12 protein-coding genes are annotated in these 17,188 nt (G+C 74.8%); 6 read left to right on the plus strand and 6 right to left on the minus strand.

Annotated features, from left to right (window positions below; all coding sequences use genetic code 11):
* The first annotated feature begins 21 nt into the window (after nucleotides 1-21).
* On the plus strand, nucleotides 22-558 hold the full coding sequence (locus H1226_RS24060; RefSeq protein ID WP_224955991.1) for a hypothetical protein: 537 nt from the start codon (nucleotides 22-24) through the stop codon (nucleotides 556-558).
* 60 nt (nucleotides 559-618) lie between these two features.
* Here the strand turns inward: H1226_RS24060 and H1226_RS24065 are convergent, their stop codons facing one another.
* From H1226_RS24065 to H1226_RS24085, 5 genes are all read right to left on the minus strand, one after another.
* Complete coding sequence (locus tag H1226_RS24065) at nucleotides 619-1,233, minus strand: hypothetical protein (protein WP_224955992.1); 615 nt, start codon at nucleotides 1,231-1,233, stop codon at nucleotides 619-621.
* 99 nt (nucleotides 1,234-1,332) lie between these two features.
* Nucleotides 1,333-4,959, minus strand: coding sequence for an ATP-dependent helicase (locus H1226_RS24070; protein WP_373689981.1), 3,627 nt, complete (start codon nucleotides 4,957-4,959; stop codon nucleotides 1,333-1,335).
* A gap of 167 nt (nucleotides 4,960-5,126) precedes the next feature.
* A complete protein-coding gene (locus H1226_RS24075; RefSeq protein ID WP_258342906.1) occupies nucleotides 5,127-5,480 on the minus strand; it encodes a hypothetical protein in 354 nt (117 codons plus the stop codon).
* Between the two features lie 216 nt (nucleotides 5,481-5,696).
* Nucleotides 5,697-6,917, minus strand: a complete 1,221-nt coding sequence (locus tag H1226_RS24080; protein ID WP_258342907.1) for a helix-turn-helix domain-containing protein — start codon at nucleotides 6,915-6,917, stop codon at nucleotides 5,697-5,699.
* 113 nt (nucleotides 6,918-7,030) lie between these two features.
* Complete coding sequence (locus tag H1226_RS24085; RefSeq protein WP_258342909.1) at nucleotides 7,031-10,270, minus strand: ATP-dependent helicase; 3,240 nt, start codon at nucleotides 10,268-10,270, stop codon at nucleotides 7,031-7,033.
* A gap of 384 nt (nucleotides 10,271-10,654) precedes the next feature.
* Here H1226_RS24085 and H1226_RS24090 point away from each other — a divergent pair, with 384 nt between their 5' ends.
* From H1226_RS24090 to H1226_RS24110, 5 genes are all read left to right on the plus strand, one after another.
* Nucleotides 10,655-11,653 (plus strand): chitinase, encoded by a 999-nt coding sequence (locus H1226_RS24090; protein WP_258342918.1) that lies wholly within the window; start codon nucleotides 10,655-10,657, stop codon nucleotides 11,651-11,653.
* Between the two features lie 288 nt (nucleotides 11,654-11,941).
* Complete coding sequence (locus H1226_RS24095) at nucleotides 11,942-14,983, plus strand: sensor histidine kinase (protein WP_258342920.1); 3,042 nt, start codon at nucleotides 11,942-11,944, stop codon at nucleotides 14,981-14,983.
* A 19-nt stretch (nucleotides 14,984-15,002) separates the two neighbouring features.
* Nucleotides 15,003-15,416: a roadblock/LC7 domain-containing protein gene (locus tag H1226_RS24100; protein WP_224955999.1), complete on the plus strand. Its 414-nt coding sequence runs from the start codon at nucleotides 15,003-15,005 to the stop codon at nucleotides 15,414-15,416.
* Complete coding sequence (locus tag H1226_RS24105; RefSeq protein ID WP_258342921.1) at nucleotides 15,413-15,787, plus strand: DUF742 domain-containing protein; 375 nt, start codon at nucleotides 15,413-15,415, stop codon at nucleotides 15,785-15,787. Before H1226_RS24100 ends, H1226_RS24105 begins: the two co-directional genes overlap by 4 nt.
* A gap of 79 nt (nucleotides 15,788-15,866) precedes the next feature.
* On the plus strand, nucleotides 15,867-16,160 hold the full coding sequence (locus tag H1226_RS24110; protein WP_224956001.1) for an MGMT family protein: 294 nt from the start codon (nucleotides 15,867-15,869) through the stop codon (nucleotides 16,158-16,160).
* A gap of 159 nt (nucleotides 16,161-16,319) precedes the next feature.
* Here the strand turns inward: H1226_RS24110 and H1226_RS24115 are convergent, their stop codons facing one another.
* Nucleotides 16,320-17,165 (minus strand): uroporphyrinogen-III synthase, encoded by an 846-nt coding sequence (locus H1226_RS24115; protein ID WP_258342931.1) that lies wholly within the window; start codon nucleotides 17,163-17,165, stop codon nucleotides 16,320-16,322.
* Between the last annotated feature and the right edge of the window lie 23 nt (nucleotides 17,166-17,188).

The raw sequence follows: 17,188 nt of genomic DNA on the forward strand, positions 1-17,188 counted from the left end.
CGACCGGTTTACCATCTCCCGGTGCAGCAGCTTGAGCACGCCGCCGACGCGCTCGGCTGGCAGGGTCATCTGGTTCCGCACGTCGAGGTGCTCGGAGCGCGGTTCGCGGCCGTGACCCGGATCCGGCGGGACGTGCACCTCTGGCGCCGGGAGCACGGCTGGGCCCCGGAGGACGACCCGATGTGGTTCCGGTCCTGGTCGCAGCCGTCCATGCACGACCACCTGCCGGTCGCGGCCGTCGACGTCGTCGGGATCCTGGTTCCGGTGCGCAAGGCGAAGTACGGGCCGCGGGCGTGCGGCACGTTGATGACGCTGGCGCCGTGCAGCGTGGTGCTGCCGCGCGGCCACCCGTACCGGCCGTGGCCGATGACCGAACTGGACTACTACGGCATCGGCGTGGTGGCCGACCACGGCGGGGAACCGTCCGAAGTGCTGCTGCCGCCGGAGGACCGCTCCCCCGAGTTCAGCTCCTCGCTGTTCGGCCGCTGGTTGCAGGAAGTGCTGTATTCCCTGGTGCTGCAACGGGATCCGGAGCTGGCGGAGAACCCGACGGGCTGAGCCCGCGCAGCGGCGGCCCCCAGCGGTACCGCCGCCGATCGCTCCCCCGGTGCGGGGAGATCAGGCCAGCACGTACTCGTGCCAGTTCATCCCGTGCGGGTTCCAGCCGAGCCCGCGGCCTTCCTTCGCGGCCCGCAGCGCCTGCATGGTGTGCGGCCAGCGGCGGATCACGTTGGCGACCGCGACCGGCGTCATCAGCTCGCTGGTGCGGCGGTGGTCGCCGGGGCCGAGGAACGCGATCCCGCCCGCGGTGGACAGGATGTCGGTGAGCGGCGCCTGCCCGGACAGGGTGGTCTTCTCCACGCTGATCAGCGTGTTCGGGTGCAGGTCCGGCGGCCAGGTGCGCCGGTCCAGGTCGGCGGCGACGGGCTGGTCGCAGTTGCCGCAGCGGCACTCGAACTCGCCGGTCCAGCCGTGCTTGGCCCAGGACCACACGACGCTGCCGCCCGGTTCCAGGTCGGACAGCGCCGCGACGTGCGGCCAGGCGCCGACGACCGCGTTGAGCATGGTCCGCTTGGTGGGCCGGGATTCGCCGCCGGGGCCGGTGAACGACCAGGTGCCCGCGTCGTCGCGGCTCACCCGGACGAGCGGCACGCGCAGCGACAGCACGTCGGTGTCCACGACGACTTCCGCCTCGGGCGGGGTGTTGAGCTTCCACTCCGTGTTCTGATCCATCCCGAGCATGTTCATGCGTCCGAACGGGCTACGACAAGATCCGCCACCCGAAGGTGTGGATCTCACCCGTGTCGTGGACGGTCTCGACCCGATCGTGCTTCACACGTCCGGCACCGAGGTGAGCAGCTCGCGCAACCCGTCCCCGTCGAACAGGTCCGCGGGGCTGAGCGTCGTGTCGTGCCGGACGTAGTGGAACGCCGCGCGCACCCGCTCCAGCGGCACGCCGGCGAGTTCCGCCCACGCGATCCGGTAGGCGGCCAGCTGCACGGCCAGCGCGGGCACCTGGTCGTCGGCGGGGACGGCGCCGGTCTTCCAATCGAGCACCGTCCAGCCGCCGTCGGCGTCGGCGAACACGGCGTCCATCCGGCCGCGCAGCACGACGCCTTCGACCTGGGTCTCGAACGGCACCTCCACGCGGTGCGGCACCCGGTCGGCCCAGGAACCGCGCAGGAACGCCTCCTGCAGCCCGGCGAGGTCCTCGCGCGGCGGCGCGGTCTCGTCGGCGGCGCCGGGGAGTTCGTCCACGTCGAGCAGCGCGCTGGAGGTGAACCGGTGCTCCAGCCAGGCGTGGAACGCGGTGCCGCGGCGGGCCATCGGGTTCGGCGGCATCGGCAGCGGTCTGCGCAACCGGCGCGCGAGCGCCTCCGGGTCGGCGGCGAGCTCGACGAGCCTGCTGACCGAGAGGTGCCCGGGCAGCACGACCTGCTCGCGGCGGCGGGCGGCGGCGTCGCGTTCGGCTAGCAGCACGTCGACGTCGCGGGCCCAGCTGAGCTCGTCGGGATCGACCTCGGGGTCGTCGAGGGGAGCCGGCCCGGGGTCGTCGGAAACCCTTGCTGCTCCGGGGAGTTCGGGCTCGGCCGGGACGTCCGGTGCGGCGGGCTCGGCGAGGGTTCCGGGCTCCTCGGGAGGCGCCGGCTCGTCGAGGAAGTCGGGTTCCGGCGGTGGTTCGGGGTCGTCCGGCGGTTCCAGGTCGTCCGGCGGTTCCAGGTCGTCCGGTGGTTCCAGGTCGTCCGGTGGTTCAGGCGCGTCGAGGAACTCGGGCTCTTCGGGGAAGTCCGGTTCTTCGGGGAAGCCGGGCTCCTCCGGGAAGCCGGGCTCCTCGGGGATCGGCTCCTCGCCGAGCCGGCCCGCCACCACCGACCGGCCCGCCCCGGCCGGGACGCTCCGGTCCGCCGCGGGCTCCGGCGCGGCCATCGCGGCCCGCACCAGGTCCGCCCCCGCCGCGACCGCGCTGCGCCGCTCCCCCAGCGGATCCGCGGGCCAGGACATCGACAGCAGCGCGTCGGCGAGCGGGTTCTCCGCGTCCTCGCCGGGTTCGTCCGCCCACCGCTGGATCTCGCCCGCGCCGGTGCCGCGCAGCACGTCGGCCAGTTCGGTGAGGAACGGCGACGGCCCCTTCGGCTTCTTGCCGCCTTCCTGCCACCAGTGCCCGGACAGCAGCAGCACGCGTTCGGAGCGGGTCAGCGCCACGTACAGCAGCCGCCGCTCCTCGGTGAGCCGCCGGTCCTCGAACTCGCCGTCGTGCCGCTTGAGCTCGTCGGCGATCTCCTTGCGGTCCATCCCGCCCAGCCGGTCCAGGTCCAGGTCGGGCAGGTCCTGCGCGTCACCCCGCATCGTCGCGGGCAGCTGGGTGACGGAGGTCAGCCACGAGCCGGAGTGCCTGCGGCCGGGGAACACCTGCTGCACCAGGTGCGGGACCGCGACCACCTCCCACTCCAGGCCCTTCGCGGCGTGCGCGGTGAGCACCTGCACCCGGTCCTCGGCGACCTCCACCTCGCCGGGTTCGAGCCCGTCCTCGGCCCGTTCGGCGGCGGTGAGGTAGTCGAGCAGCGAGGACAGCGGGGCGGACGGGCTGGCGGTGGCGAAGTCGGTGACGACGTCGGCGAACGCGTCCAGGTGGATGCGACCGGCGCCGACGGGACGGGCGAGGCTCTCGATGTCCAGCAGCAAAGTGCGTTCGACGTCGGCGACGAGCTCCGGCAGCGGCTGGTCCAGCCTGCGGCGCAGCGCGGCCAGTTCCTTGCCGAGCCGCCGGATCCGCTCGTACCCGGCGGCCGAGTAGCCCTCCGGCGCGCCGGGGTCGTCGAGCGCGTCGACCAGCCCGGCCTGTTCGGCGTGCTCGCCGGGCAGCTGGTCGGCGACCTCCTCGCCGCCCTCGGCCGCGCCCGCGCCGAGCCGCCGGGCCCGGTCCCACAGCGCGGCCACGTCGGCGGCGCCGAGGCGCCAGCGCGAACCGGTGAGCAACCGCATCGCCGCCGACCCGGCCAGCGGTTCCACGAGCACGCGCAGCGCGCTCACCAGGTCCCGCACCTCCGGTTCGTCGAGCAGCCCGCCGAGCCCCACGACCTCCACCGGCAGCCCTCGTTCGCGCAGCGCACCGGCGAGCCCGGCCATGTCGGAGCGCCGCCGCACCAGCACGGCCGCGGTCGGCGGGGCGCCCGTCTCGTCGAGCGCCGCGCGCCACTGCTCGGCGATCCGGTCGGCCACCCAGTCCCGTTCGGTGCGCACGTCCTCGACCAGCACGGCGCGGATGTCGCCCGCCCCGGCCCCGTCGCGGGCGCGCAGCTCGTCGACCTCCAGCCCGGCGGCGCGCAGCGGCTCGGAGGCCGCGTTGGCGAGGCTGAGCACTTCCGGCGGGTTCCGGAAGCTGGTCAGCAGCCCGTAGCGGCGGGCGGGCACCGGGGTGCCGTCCTCGGCGCGCGGGAAGTCGGTGGTGAACCGGGGCAGGTTCGCGGCGCTCGCACCGCGCCAGCCGTAGATGGCCTGAGCCGGGTCGCCGACCGCGGTGACCGGCAGCGGATCGGTGCCGGGCGCGGCGCCGCCGAACAGGGCGCGCAGCAGCACGCGCTGGGCGTGGCCGGTGTCCTGGTACTCGTCGAGCAGCACCGCGCCGTAGCGCTCCCGCTCACCCGCCACCACCTCGGGGTGCTCGGTGGCGAGCAGCGCGGCCAGCGACATCTGGTCGGCGAAGTCCATCGCCGCTTCGCGCCGCTTCTGCTGCTGGTAGGCCTCCAGCAGCGGCAGCAGCGCGGCCCGCAACCGCTGCGCCGCGATGATCTTCGTGAGCTCCTGCGGGAGTTCGGCCCGCTGCCGCTTCGCCCGCGGCGCGTCCTCGATGAGGCGGCTGAGCCGTTCGGCGTGCTCCCGCAGGTGTTCCGGGCGCACCAGGTGCTCGGCGAGCTCACCGGCCAGCGACAGCAGGTAGCTCGTGACGGTGGACGGCACCTTCTCGGTGTCCAGGTCCTCGGTCCAGGTGGACACGACCCGGTGCGCGAGCTGCCAGGACGCGGTCTCGGTGAGCAGCCGCGCGCCCGGCTCCACCGGGATCCGCAGCCCGTGCTCGCCGACGAGCCTGCCCGCGTAGGCGTGGTAGGTCAGCACGGTCGGTTCCTCGGCGAGGACCTGGGTGCGCAGCGCCCCGCTCGGGTCCACCTCGTCGAGCAGGCCCGATCCGGCGAGCCGCCGCAGCCGCGCCCGCACCCGGTCGGCGAGCTGGCGGGCGGCCTTGCGGGTGAAGGTGAGGCCGAGCACGTGCTCCGGGGTGACGAGCCGGTTCGCGACCAGCCACACCACGCGGGCGGCCATCGTCTCGGTCTTGCCCGCGCCCGCGCCCGCGACGACGAGCGCCGGTTCCGCGGGTGCGGCGATCACCGCGGCCTGCTCGGGCGTCGGCGGGTGCAGCCCGAGCCCTTGGGCGATGCGGTGCGGGCTGAGCAGTTCCGACACGCCCCGATCCCCTTCCACGCTCACGTCACCGGTTCCCCGCCGGTTCTAGCACTCACCACCGTCGCCGCAGCTGAGCGCCCCGCCGGCGGCGCCGTCCGGGCGGGGCATCCGATCTTGCGGGGAGCCTGCGGCCGGCCCGCGCGGGACGACCGGCCGCACCGGCGGGCTCAGCGGCGCTTCTTGGTGGGGGACACCGGCTTCAGCTGCCGCTCGCACTCGCAGTTGCTGTCGTACACGGCCTCCGCGGTGATCGTCGGCCCGTCGTTGAGGCCGGTCACGATCGTCTCGCCGCGCCGCGATTCGGCGAGCCAGATCTCGGTCTCGTCGGTGAACGCGACCTCGTCCTCGGTGAGTCCCATGGCGGCGCGCAGGGTTCCGGCGAGCCAGGCGGCGACCTCGTCGGGCGAGTGCATGACCTCGTCGGGGTCGAGCATCCGCCGTTCCGCGGCGCTCAACGCGTGCGTCAGCGCGGACCGCTCGACGTATCCGTGGTGGTGCAGGCCGTTCGAGTGCTGCGCCATGACTTCCCCTTCATTGCCGGATCCACGACCAACGTAGCGGCCCGCCGCGCCCCCTTTCGAGCTCCGGCCCGACCTGATCGCGAATCTCACCCCGCAGGCGGGGTGGCCGGCGGCGCGCCGGGGGTGTCGCGAGGAGTGTCGGCGGAATCGCGCCGAGTCCGGGAGGTGATCGCTACCCCGCCACGGCGGGGCATGGAACGTACCTCACCGAGCGCATCAGACCGTGACTCCCAGTCGTCCCGCCAGCCGGCGGGCCTCGGTGCGCACCATCCCGCCGCCGGAGGTGACCAGCTCACCGGCGATGCCGCGGGCCAGCGGGTGGCAGCGCATCGACTCCTCCCCCGCCTGCACCGCCCGCTGGAGCACGTGCAGCGTCGCGGCGCGGTCCTTGCGCTGGTGGTAGGCGCGGGCCGTTTCGAGCCACAGCCGGGCGCGCCGGTCCACCGAGGGCACCGAGTCCGGGTCGACCTGCTCGGCGGCGTCGATCGCGCTCGCCGAGCGGTGCAGGTCGACCTGCACGGACACCGAGGTCACCGCCGCATTGGCCCGGCCGAACAGCGTCCACGGGTGCGCGTACCGCTGCGGCAGCCGATCCGCCATCGCCTCGGCCTGGTCGAGCCTGCGCAGCGCGTCGCCTTCGCGACCGGTCCGGGCCGCGCTGATCGCGCCGTGCAGCCGGCAGGCGCCCCACAGCGCGCGAAGCGAGTCGTCCGCCGAATCCAGCCGCGGTTCGAGCAGCGCGGCCGCTTCGTCCACGAGGCGCACGGCGTCGTCCTCGCGACCGGTCGCTCGCCACACGTTGCCCACCACCCACGCGGCCCCGGCGAGCGCGGCCGGATCGTCGGCCAGTTCCGCCGACGTCATGCACCGGTCGGCCGCCAGCCACAGCAGCGCCGAGTCCGCCACCCACGCGAGCAGCTGCTCGGCGAGGGCGTACGCGGCGGACAGCGCGACGTGCGCTTCGCGCCGCTGCGCGCCGTCGAGCATCCGGACCGCGGTGCGGCCGTCCCGGATGATCTGCGGCAGCACCCGACCGACCGATTTCCGCGGTGTGGGCGAGGAATGCCACAGCGCCCAGGCATCCGCGACCCGCTCCCGCAACGCGGCCGGTGCCGGGCAGGACTCCGCCGACACGGTCAGCGCGGTCTCCTCGATGGCCTCGCGCACGGCGGGAACGGCGTCGTGCGAGCAGCGCTCGGTGAAGCCGCCCAGCGGCGCGCCGCCGGTGAGCTCGGCGACGTCCCGCACGCCCAGCGCGCTCGCCAGCTCGACGAGCTTCTCCCAGCGGGGTGTGTGCAGCCGTCCCTTCTCCACCGCCTTCAACCACTCCGGTGATCGCCCGACGAGACCGGCCACGACCGGCCGGGATTTGCCGCGCCGCTCCCGGATGATCTGGATGCGTTCGCCGATGGTCTTCCCTGCGAGTTCGTCGGCCACTGCGACCACCTCTTCGCGGTATCGAGCTGCGCGCGGCCGACCGAGCCGATCACCCGCGGGATCACCAGGCTAGCGAGCCGGACGTGACGCAGGCCATAGCGGTCGAATCCCCGTCACTGCCCGACCTGGCGGCCTTCCGGGTGGACGGGGCAGGACGGGCGGGCCGGGCAGCGCGGGCAGTCGGAGTTCTCGGCGGCGACGTAGGCGGGACCGACGCTGGCGGCGCCCGCGTCCTGCACGACGTCCAGCCACACCCGCAGCCGTTCCTCGTCGAGCCCGTCCTGCGCGCGTTCGGTCCACCCGCCTTGCCGGGACGGCTTGGCGACGTAGAGCAGCCGGGCGCCGCCGGGTTCAGCGCGCTCGTCGTCCCCGTCGGAGTCCCCGGACTCCCCGGCGAAGGCGCCGAGCGCGGCGGCCAGCTGGTACACGGCGAGCTGCGGGTGCTCCTGCGCTTCATCGCCGCTGACCGCGGACTTGCTGGTCTTCACGTCCACGACGACGGGCCTGCCGTCGCCGTCGGCTTCGAGCCGGTCGACCCGGCCGCGCAGCCGCAGCCGCGGGCCGCCTTCGCGGCTCGGCACCTCCAGGTCCAGGTCCCGCTCCACGCCGAGCTGGGTGAGTTCGGCGCGGGAGCTCTCCAGCCAGCCGAGGAACGCGTCGAGCATGCCCTCCACCCGGCGCCGCTCGTGCCGGGAGAACCAGGGCGCCCCGGCGTCGACGTGCTGCCACGCCTCGTCGAGGGCGGTGCGGAGCTGTTCGCGGTCGGCGCCTTCGGCGGCCTTCTCCACCAGCGCGTGCACCAGGGTCCCGGTGACGGAGGCGAGTTCGGCGGCGTCCTCCCCGCCGTGGCGCTGCACCATCCAGCGCAGCGGGCACTTGCTCAGTACGTCCACTGTGGACGGTGAGATGCGGACCGCTTCGCCCGGCCCGGTCAGCGGCTGCGCGGTGGAGCTCTCCAGCAGGCCGTACCAGGAATCCGGGTCGGCGCCGGGAACTCCGGCGCGGGCGAGGCGGGCGAGCTGGGTCGCCGCGCGCTCCCGGCGGCCCGGCTTGGCCTCGCCGTCGCACACCACCTTGCGCAGCTCGGCGACGAGTTCGCCCAGCACCAGCCCGCGTTCCGGGCGCAGCAGCGGGCGCTGCTCGGCGTCGGTGCTGACGCCCTCCAGCTCGTCGAGGAACCGGGACGGCTGCTCGTCCTCGCCGCGCACCGCGCTCACCAGCAGCGTCCGCCGCGCGCGGCCCGCCGCGACCAGCAGCAGCCGCCGCTCCTCGGCCAGCAGCGGCGCGGTCGCCGACACCCGCTCCTGCTCGTCGACCCCGGCCAGCAGGTCCACCAGCCGGCCGGTGTGCAGCAAGGACCCGCGCAGCCGCAGGTCCGGCCAGGTTCCCTCCTGCACGCCGGGGATCGCCACCACCTCCCACTCGCGGCCCGCCGACGCGTGCGCGGTCAGCACCGACACCGCGTCGCCGGCCGGGGCGGTCGCGGCGAGGCTGCTGCCGGTGATGCGCTGCTTGCGCAGCTCCTCCACGAACCCGGCGATGTCGGAACCGGGTTTGCGGTCGGCGTACTGGGCGGCGGCGTCGAACAGCGCCACCACCGCGTCCAGGTCCCGGTCCGCCTGGGCGCCCGCGATGCCACCGCGCTCCGAGGCGGCGACCCAGCGCCGCTCCAGGTCGCAGGCCTTCCACACCCGCCACAGCGCCTCTTCCACGCCCTTGCCGGACACTTCGGCGGCGGTCGCCAGCAGCGCGGCGACCTGCCGCGCCGGGCGGGCCGCGGCGTCCTCCAGCCCGGCGAGCCGGTCCCGGTCGTGCAGCACCTCCACCAGCAGCTCACCGCTGGAGCGCTGGCCGCCGGTGGCCTTCTGCAGCCGCAGCAGCCCGCGCCGCAACCGGCGCAGCGCCAGCGGATCGGCCCCGCCCAGCGGGGAGGTCAGCAGCTGCTCGGCGGCGTCCGGGTCCAGCGCCGCCGGGTTCGCCGCGCAGTGCACCAGGGTCAGCAGCGGCCGGACCGCGGTGCGGTGCGCGAGCGGCACGTCGTCCACCGGCAGCACCAGCGGCACGCCGGCGGCGAGCAGCGCGCGGCGCAGCACCGGCAACGACTGGCCGGTGGAGCGCACGATCACCGCCATGTCGGACCACGGCACCTCGTCCAGCAGGTGTGCGCGGCGCAGCTGGTCGGCGACCCACGCGGCCTCCTGGGCCTGGGTGCCGAGCAGCCGGACCTGCACCGAGCCGCCGTCGCCCTCCGGCGGGCGCAGCGCGCGCTGCGGTCCGGCACCGGGCAGGCCGTCGATCAGCCTGCCGACGGCGGCGTGCACCGCGGGGGACATCCGGTACCCGGTGGTGAGCACCTCGGTGCGGTCCGCCGCGGCTCCGGTGAGGCAGCCGGGGTCGGCGCCGCGGAAGGAGAACACCGCCTGGTCCGGGTCCCCGGCCAGCAGGAACTCGCGGGCGGTGCCGCCGAGCCTGCGCAGCAGCGCGAACTGCTGCGGGTCGAGGTGCTGGGCGTCGTCGACGAGCAGGTGGCGCACCCGGTCCCGCTCGGCCGCCAGCAGCTCCGGGTCGGTGTCGAAGGCCAGCAGCGCTTGGGCCACGAGTTCGGCCGCGTCCAGCTCGGCGCCGCCGTGCCCGCCACCGCGCAGCAGCGTCACCTGCTCGTACTGCACGCCGAACCGGCCGGCCGCCACCCACTCCGGGCGGTGGTGCCGCTCCCCCAGTTCGATCAGCTCGGCGGGGCCGATGCCGCGTTCGGCGACCCGCAGCAGCAGGTCGCGCAGTTCCCCGGCGAAGCCCTCCACCGGCAGCGCGGCGCGCAGCGACTCCGGCCAGTCCCGCGCGCCGCCTTCGACGTCCCCGTCGAGCAGTTCGCGCACCAGCGCGTCCTGGTCGGGTCCGTTGAGCATCCGGGGCGGTGGGGCCCCGGTGCGCACCGCCTGCAGCCGCAGCACCGCGAACGCGTACGAGTGCACGGTGCGCACCAGCGGTTCCGGCGCGGTGCGCAGCCCGGCTCCGGCGGTGAGCCGCCGGGTGATCTGCGCGCGCATCCGGGTCGCGGCGGCACGGCCGGAGGTCAGCACCAGCACGTTCTCCGGGTCGGCGCCGCCGCGCAGGATGCGGTCGGCGGCGGCCTCGGCCACCAGCGAGCTCTTGCCGGTGCCGGGCCCGCCGAGGACCCGCACGAAGCCGCCGTCACCGTCCAGCACGCGCCGGGCGGGCTCGTCCCAGCGCAGCCGCCGCTCCCCGCCGGAACGGCGCACCAGGACGGGCGCGGAGCGGCGGTGCTGCTCTCCCGGCGCGGAGCGGCGGGACGTCTCGCGCTCCCGGCCGGGGGCGCTGTTCGAGGCGGGCATGCCCCCGATGGAATCACGGGCCGCCGACACCGAAGCCGCAGGCCACGCCGTGCGCCTTGGCGAACCGCACGCGGGACCGGGGTTCCGCGAGCCGACCCGGGGCCGCGCGGCGCGGTGCCGCCCACCGCGCGGTCGGGCAAACGGTAATTTCCCACCCTTTTCCCATTCTGCTGTGAATGCGGATCAGGAACTCCCTTGTGGACACATCAATTCGCTGGCCAGGGCCGATACAGAACAGGACAGAAAAGCGGTGCCGAGACCCCGAAGCGCCCAGGCGAATAATTCTTTTGGTGGTACGAACCAATTTTGGGTTCTGCGAGAGTCCCGCTGTGCCGCGGACCCCGACCGCGGCCCCAGAACACGCCGAACCCCGAAGGAGGACCAGTGGGCAAGCTCCGCAAGAACGTGCTCACCCTGGCCGGTACCGGTGTCGCCGTCGCCTGCGCGGCCACCCTGTCCGCCGCGCCCGCGCTCAGCGCGAACCAGGACGTCGCGCCGAAGGCCGAGAGCCCCGTCGCGGCCTCGCCCTACCTCTACAACGGCTGGGGCAACCCGCCGTCGCCGGGCGAGGTGCAGCAGGCCAGCGGGGTCAAGGACTTCACGCTCGCCTTCATCAACGCCGACGGCACCTGCAACCCGGCCTGGGACGGCACCCGGCCGCTGGACGGCCAGGACAAGGCCACCATCGACGAGATCCGCGCCGGCGGCGGCGACGTCGTCCCCTCGATCGGCGGCTGGAGCGGCAACAAGCTCGGCGAGGTCTGCACCGACGCGCAGTCCCTGGCCGGCGCCTACCAGAAGCTGATCGACGCCTACGACCTCAAGGCCATCGACGTCGACATCGAGAGCACCGAGGTCGAGAACCCCGCCTCCCGGGACCGCGTGATCGAGGCCCTGAAGATCACGAAGGAGGCGAACCCGGGCATCAAGACCGTCGTCACCTTCGGCACCACCACCACCGGGCCGAACGAGAACGGCATGGCGATGCTGGCGAAGGCCGCCGAGATCGGCGCGGACATCGACGTGTGGACGCAGATGCCGTTCGACTTCAACGGCACCGACATGGCGCAGGACACCATCACCACCACCGAGGCGCTCAAGGAGCAGGTGGCGACGACCTTCGGCTACGACGAGGCCGCGGCCTACGCGCACGTCGGCATCTCCTCGATGAACGGCGACACCGACCAGGAAGCCGAGCACGTCGACGTGGCCGCCTTCCAGAAGATGGCGGACTACGCCAAGGAGAAGGGCCTCGGCCGCTTCACCTTCTGGTCGGTCAACCGCGACCGGCCGTGCGACGGCGGTGGCGACGCCAGCAGCTGCAGCGGCGCCGAGCAGCAGCCGTGGGAGTACTCGTCCATCGTGGCGGGCTTCGCCGGCTGATCCGGCAGCTCGCGCGGGACTGCGCCGCACGGTCCAGCACCGGCTGGGCCGTGCGGCGCTACGCCGCTCCACCGTCCCACCAGTTGATCTTGCCGTGCTATCATCGCGGCGGTTTCATGCGGGAACAGCGAAGTCGGGGGACACCGGGCCGCGCGTCCGATCGCCACGCCCCGCGAACCCGTCTCCCTCAGCACGACGTCCGCTCAGGACGGCGTCGGTGCCTCGCACGCCGCCGAGACCACCGCGACGCGCCTCGTCGCGGGCACCGGCACACACGGGTGGGACGTAGTGCAGAAGCTCGATGACTGGCGCAAGGGCCGCCGCAGCATCCGCGACCGCCTCTACGGCGTGGTCCTCATCCCCGGCATCGCGCTGCTGGTGCTGTGGACGACGATCAGCGGCGTCACCCTCTACGACGGGTTCCACCTGCGCGGCATCGCCGCCGGGGTGCGCGACGTGTCGCTGCCCGCGATGCGGGTGCTGGCCTCGGCGCAGAAGGAACGCACGCTGAGCCTGCTGTACGCGACCGCGCCGGACCAGGCCGCGCCCGGCTCGGTGCGCGACCGGCTCGACCGGCAGCGCGCCGCCACCGACGGGGCGCTGACCGCGATGCGCGAAGCCGCCGACCCGACGCTCCAGCAGGCGCCGGACGCGGTCGCCGACCGGATGCGCTCGCTCGACGGGATCATCGCCGAACTACCCGTGATCCGGGCCGAAGTGGACGGTGCGCAGACCGACCGGGCGCGGATCCACGGTTACTACAACGGGTTCGTCGACGCCGGGTCCGCGCTGTTCGAGCAGCAGGCGCGGTTGTTCCCCGACTCGACGGTCACCCAGGGCGGGCTGCGCGCGGCCGGGTTCTTCACCGCCGCCGACCGGATGTCCCGGGCCGCCTCGCTGGTCACCGACGGGCTGCGCGGCGGCACCTTCACCGCCGCCGACCACCTGGAGTTCACCCGGCTCAGCGGCGCCTACCACTTGGAACTGCGGTCCCAGGCCGACTCGGCGCCGCCGGGCGTGCGGGCCCGGTACACCGAGATCACCTCCGCCCCGCAGTTCCGGCACCTCGCCGAGCTGGAGGAGCAGCTCGTCGCGCTCGGGCCGTGGTCCGATTCGGACCCGTCCGTCGCGGGGCCGCCGTCGATCGACGTGAACGACTGGCTGATCACCAGCGACCTCGTCGCCGACGACCTCACCACGCTGGCCTCCACCCAGGCGCAGCGCACCGCCGCGGCCGGGATGGAGGCCGGGGACCGCAACCTGCTCCAGGTGGCCGTGGGCAGCGTGCTCGCGCTGCTGGTGGTGCTGGCGGCGATCCTCGTCGCGCTGCGGGTGTCCCGCGGGCTGTCCCGGCGGCTCAACGGCCTGCGCGACGACACGCTGGTGCTGGCCGACGGGCAGCTCCCGGAGATCGTGGCCCGGCTGCGCCGCGGCGAACGCGTCGACCTCGACCGCGAAGTCGCCCACCTCGACTACGGCCGCGACGAGATCGGTCAGGTCGCCGAGGCCTTCAACACCGCGCAGCGCACCGCCGTGTCCGCGGCGGTGCAGGAGGCGCAGGCCCGCGAAGGCGTGCACACCGTGTTCCTCGGCATCGCCGGGCGCAGCCAGGCGCTGGTGCACCGGCTGCTCACCACGATCGACCGGCTGGAGCGCGAGGAGCAGGACCCGGACCGGATGGCGCTGCTGTTCGGCCTGGACCACCTCGCCACCCGGGCGCGGCGCAACGCCGAGAACCTGATCATCCTGGGCGGTGGCCGGCCGGGCCGCCGCTGGTCCCGCCCCATCGAGCTCGCCGACGTGCTGCGCAGCGCCGTCGCCGAGACCAAGCACTACGCGCGGGTGCGGGTGCAGCGGCCGCCGGACCTGGCGCTGCACGGCGACGCGGTCGCCGACACCGTGCACCTGCTGGCGGAGCTGCTGGACAACGCCACCTCGTTCTCCCCGCCGGAATCCCGGGTGAACATCCACAGCCACACCGTGGCCCGCGGCGTCGTCGTCGAGGTGGAGGACCGCGGGCTCGGCCTCGCCGACGAGGACCTGGAGGCGGCGAACGCGATGCTGTCCGGGCCGCCGGAGTTCGACGCGATGGCGCTGCGCTCCGACAGCAGGCTCGGGCTGTTCGTGGTGGCGCGGCTGGCGGACCGGCACGAGATCTCGGTGGAGCTGCGCACCTCCGCCTACGGCGGGACGCGGGCGGTCGTGCTGCTGCCGTCGAAGCTCATCGTGGAACCGGTCGAGCCGGACCCGGCGGAGGCGCACACCTCGCAGCTCCCGCGGATCCGCGCGGAGGAGGCGGCGACCGCCGGGGCGATCGAGCTCGCGGACACCGGCTTCGAGACGGCGCTGCCCGCGGACGCCTGGCCCGCGGACGCGGAGACCGCGAGCACCGGCGTCGCGAACACCGCGGACGCGCGGTCGGACGAGGTCTCCGCACCGGAATCCGGCGCGGCCGCGGCGGAATCCACCGGCAGCGCGGCGAACGCCGACCCCGTCGGCACGACCACCGCCGACGCCGAGAGCACCGATCCGGCGTTCCCGACGGCAGAACACCCCGATGCCGGCCCGGCCGCCGACGACCGGGCCGCCGACGAAGCCGGGCCCGAGGACTCGACCGCGGCGGACGCGGCGGCCCCGGACCCGGCGGACGTCGAGCCGGCCACCGCGAACCCCGCTCCCGGCTCCCGGGACGGCGAAGACGCCCCCGCCGCGGGAGGAACCCCGGCGGCCGCGGACTCCGACGAGCATCCCTGGCCGTCCGACGCGGAGGATCCGGACCTAGCGGGCACCCGCGCCGACGACTCCGCGACGCTGGAACGAACGCCACCCGAGAGGTCAACCGAAGTCACCGCTTCGGGCGACGACTCCCCGCCGGAGCGCGGCTACCGTGCGGACGGAGGGGAACCGATCGAGCCCGGGCAGCACGCCGAACCGGCGCTCGACGCGGCATGGCCGACCGAGGAACCCGCCGGCGACGCGGATCCGGTCACCTGGCCGGAAGACCCGGATCCGGCGATCACCGATCCCACCGGGCATCGGTCGATCACCGACCCCGCGCCCTCCGGCGCCACCGACGCGGACCAGGCCACGACCGACGACGCTGCAGCGGACGGCGCCGCGGAACCGGGCGCTGCACCGGTCCCGCTGCCGCGCCGCCGCAAGAAGGCCAGCCTCGCCCCCGAGCTGGCCCGCGAACGACCCGAAGAGGAGGACCCGTCGACAGCGGGATCCCGCTCCGCCGCGGAGATCAGGTCCCTGATGTCGGCGATCCAGCGCGGCACCGACCGCGGCCGCAAGACCGACCCGGACTCGGGCACGACCGATGAGTGAGGGATGCGCAGTGCAGGACATGAGCACCACGACCGACTTCGAGCTGGGCCGGTTGCTGGGTGATCTGGTCGGCCGCGTCGCGGGGGCCCGCCACGCCGTGGTGCTCTCCACCGACGGCTTGGTGGTCGAGCACTCGCCGGAACTGTCCGCTGTGGACGCCGAGGCGCTGGCGGCGACGGCGTCCGCGCTGCACGGGCTGGCGCGCGGCACCGGTCGCCGGTTCGGCGGCGGCTGCATCCGGCAGACCGTGGTGGAGATGGATCACGCGTTCCTGTTCGTCACCGCCGCCGACAACGGTTCCTGCCTCGCGCTGCTGGGCGAGGAGCACGCCGACGTGGGCCTCATCGCCTACGAGATCAACCTGTTCGTCCAGCGGGCGGGCCGGGCCATCGAGTCCGCGCCCCGCTCCCGGCTCACGCCGACGGCGACGTGACCTCGCGGCGGACGGGCGGGGACGGGTGGCGCGACAGCGCCGCCGGCCCGCTCGTGCGCCCGTACGCGATGACCCGCGGCCGCACCCGCGCGGCCGCCGCCGAGCTGGACCGCGGCACCCTCATCGTCGCGGTCCCGGAACCGGACGACGCGGCCGAGTGGGATGCCGACCGGGAGCGGATCCTGCTGCTGTGCGCGCGACCGAGGTCGATCGCCGACCTGGCCGCGGCGCTGGAGATCCCGGTGGTGGTGGCGAAGGTCCTGGTCTCGGACCTGCTCGACGAGGGTGCGCTGAGCGTTCCGCTGACCCCGCAGCGCCAACCGGACCACGCCCTGCTGCAGGCCGTGCTCGATGGCATTCGCCGCTTGTAATAGCGGCTGTTCCCCGGCGCCGGTCCGCCGCTCCGATCACCTGGTCCTGCCGGGCCCGTTGCTCTGCGAGACTGCCCGGGTGGACGAGGAAACCTTGGAACGGGTGCGAGCCGTGGTCGTCTCCATCCCCGCCGGATCGGTGCTCGGCTACGGCGACGTCGCGGAGCTGGCCGGTCTGCGCTCCGCGCGGCTGGTCGGCCGGATCCTCGCCGAGGACGGTGCCGACATCCCCTGGCACCGGGTGCTGCGCTCCGACGGCAGGACCGCCGAGCACCTCCGCAGGCGCCAGCTGGAGCTGCTGCGGGCGGAGGGCGTGCTCGCCGACGGCCCGCGCGTCAACATGCGCCGCTACCGCTGGTCCGGCCCGGCCTGATCGTCCCCGCCGCCGGGACCGAGCGCCGCGGGATCAGCCGTCCCGGTGGACCGGCCGCCGCAGCAGTCGGGCCGTCGCAGCGCCGACCGCCCCGTGGACCGACCGCCGCAGTGGATCGGCCGCAGGGTCAACCGCCGAGGTGGATCGAGCGCCGCGGGATCAGCCGTCGCCGCGGGCGAAGCGGGGTGCCTCGTCCGCGATCAGCCGGACCAGGGCCGCGGTGCGGGCGCGCTCCGGCAGCACGTGCGGCAGGTCTTCGCGGGCGATCGGGGCCGCCGTGACCGGGCCGACGCAGGCGATGAGCACGTTCGTCCGCAGCGCCGCCAGCAGCGCCTCGCCGCGGCCGGTCCGCCGCGCCCGCGCCAGGAAGTTCGTCGCGGCGGGCGCGCTCGTCAGCGGCAGCACCCGCACCTCGCCGTCGATCACCGCGTCGATCAGCGCGTCCAGCGGCCCGAGGTCGACCGGGTCGGTCCAGCGGTACACCACGATCGGCAGCACCTCGGCGCCCGCCGCGCGCAGCCGCTCCCGGAAGCCGGTCATCGGATCGCCGTGCAGCTGCACCACGACCCGCGCCCCGGCCACGCCCTGCGCGAGCAGCCGGTCGAGCACGTCGGCGACTTCCTCGGTCGGCGCCGTGTAGCTCTCGCGCAGCCCGGCGCCGCGGATCGCGCCGCGCGCCTTGGCGCCCCGCGCCAGCAGTTCCGCCGAACCGAGGTGCGCCAGCAGCCGCTCCCCCGCGCCCTGCGCCCGCGCCGACTCGATCCAGCCGCCGAACCCGCTGCCGGTCACCGCGACCACGTGCTGCACCGGCCGGGCCAGCACCGCTTCGGTCGCCGCGGTCAGCTCGGCGTCGTCGTCGACCGGGACGGTGTGCATCGCCGCGCCGTAGCGCACCCGGGCGCCGCGGCGGGCCAGCAGCGCGCCCAGCTCCGCCGCCTTGCGCTCGGCAGTGATGCCCGCGGTGAACCCGCGCAGCGGTTCGGTGTCCTCGACGTCCTCTGCCACCGCACCATCGTCACACCCGCGCG

This window comes from Saccharopolyspora gregorii (genome assembly GCF_024734405.1).
Taxonomy (GTDB): domain Bacteria; phylum Actinomycetota; class Actinomycetes; order Mycobacteriales; family Pseudonocardiaceae; genus Saccharopolyspora_C; species Saccharopolyspora_C gregorii.

Bases quoted from the DNA above. Each gene is read 5' to 3' on its own strand.
- H1226_RS24065 (WP_224955992.1), bottom strand. From the start codon at position 1,233: ATGGATCAGAACACGGAGTGGAAGCTCAACACCCCGCCCGAGGCGGAA.
- H1226_RS24075 (WP_258342906.1), bottom strand. From the start codon at position 5,480: ATGGCGCAGCACTCGAACGGCCTGCACCACCACGGATACGTCGAGCGG.
- H1226_RS24085 (WP_258342909.1), bottom strand. From the start codon at position 10,270: ATGCCCGCCTCGAACAGCGCCCCCGGCCGGGAGCGCGAGACGTCCCGC.
- H1226_RS24100 (WP_224955999.1), top strand. From the start codon at position 15,003: ATGAGCACCACGACCGACTTCGAGCTGGGCCGGTTGCTGGGTGATCTG.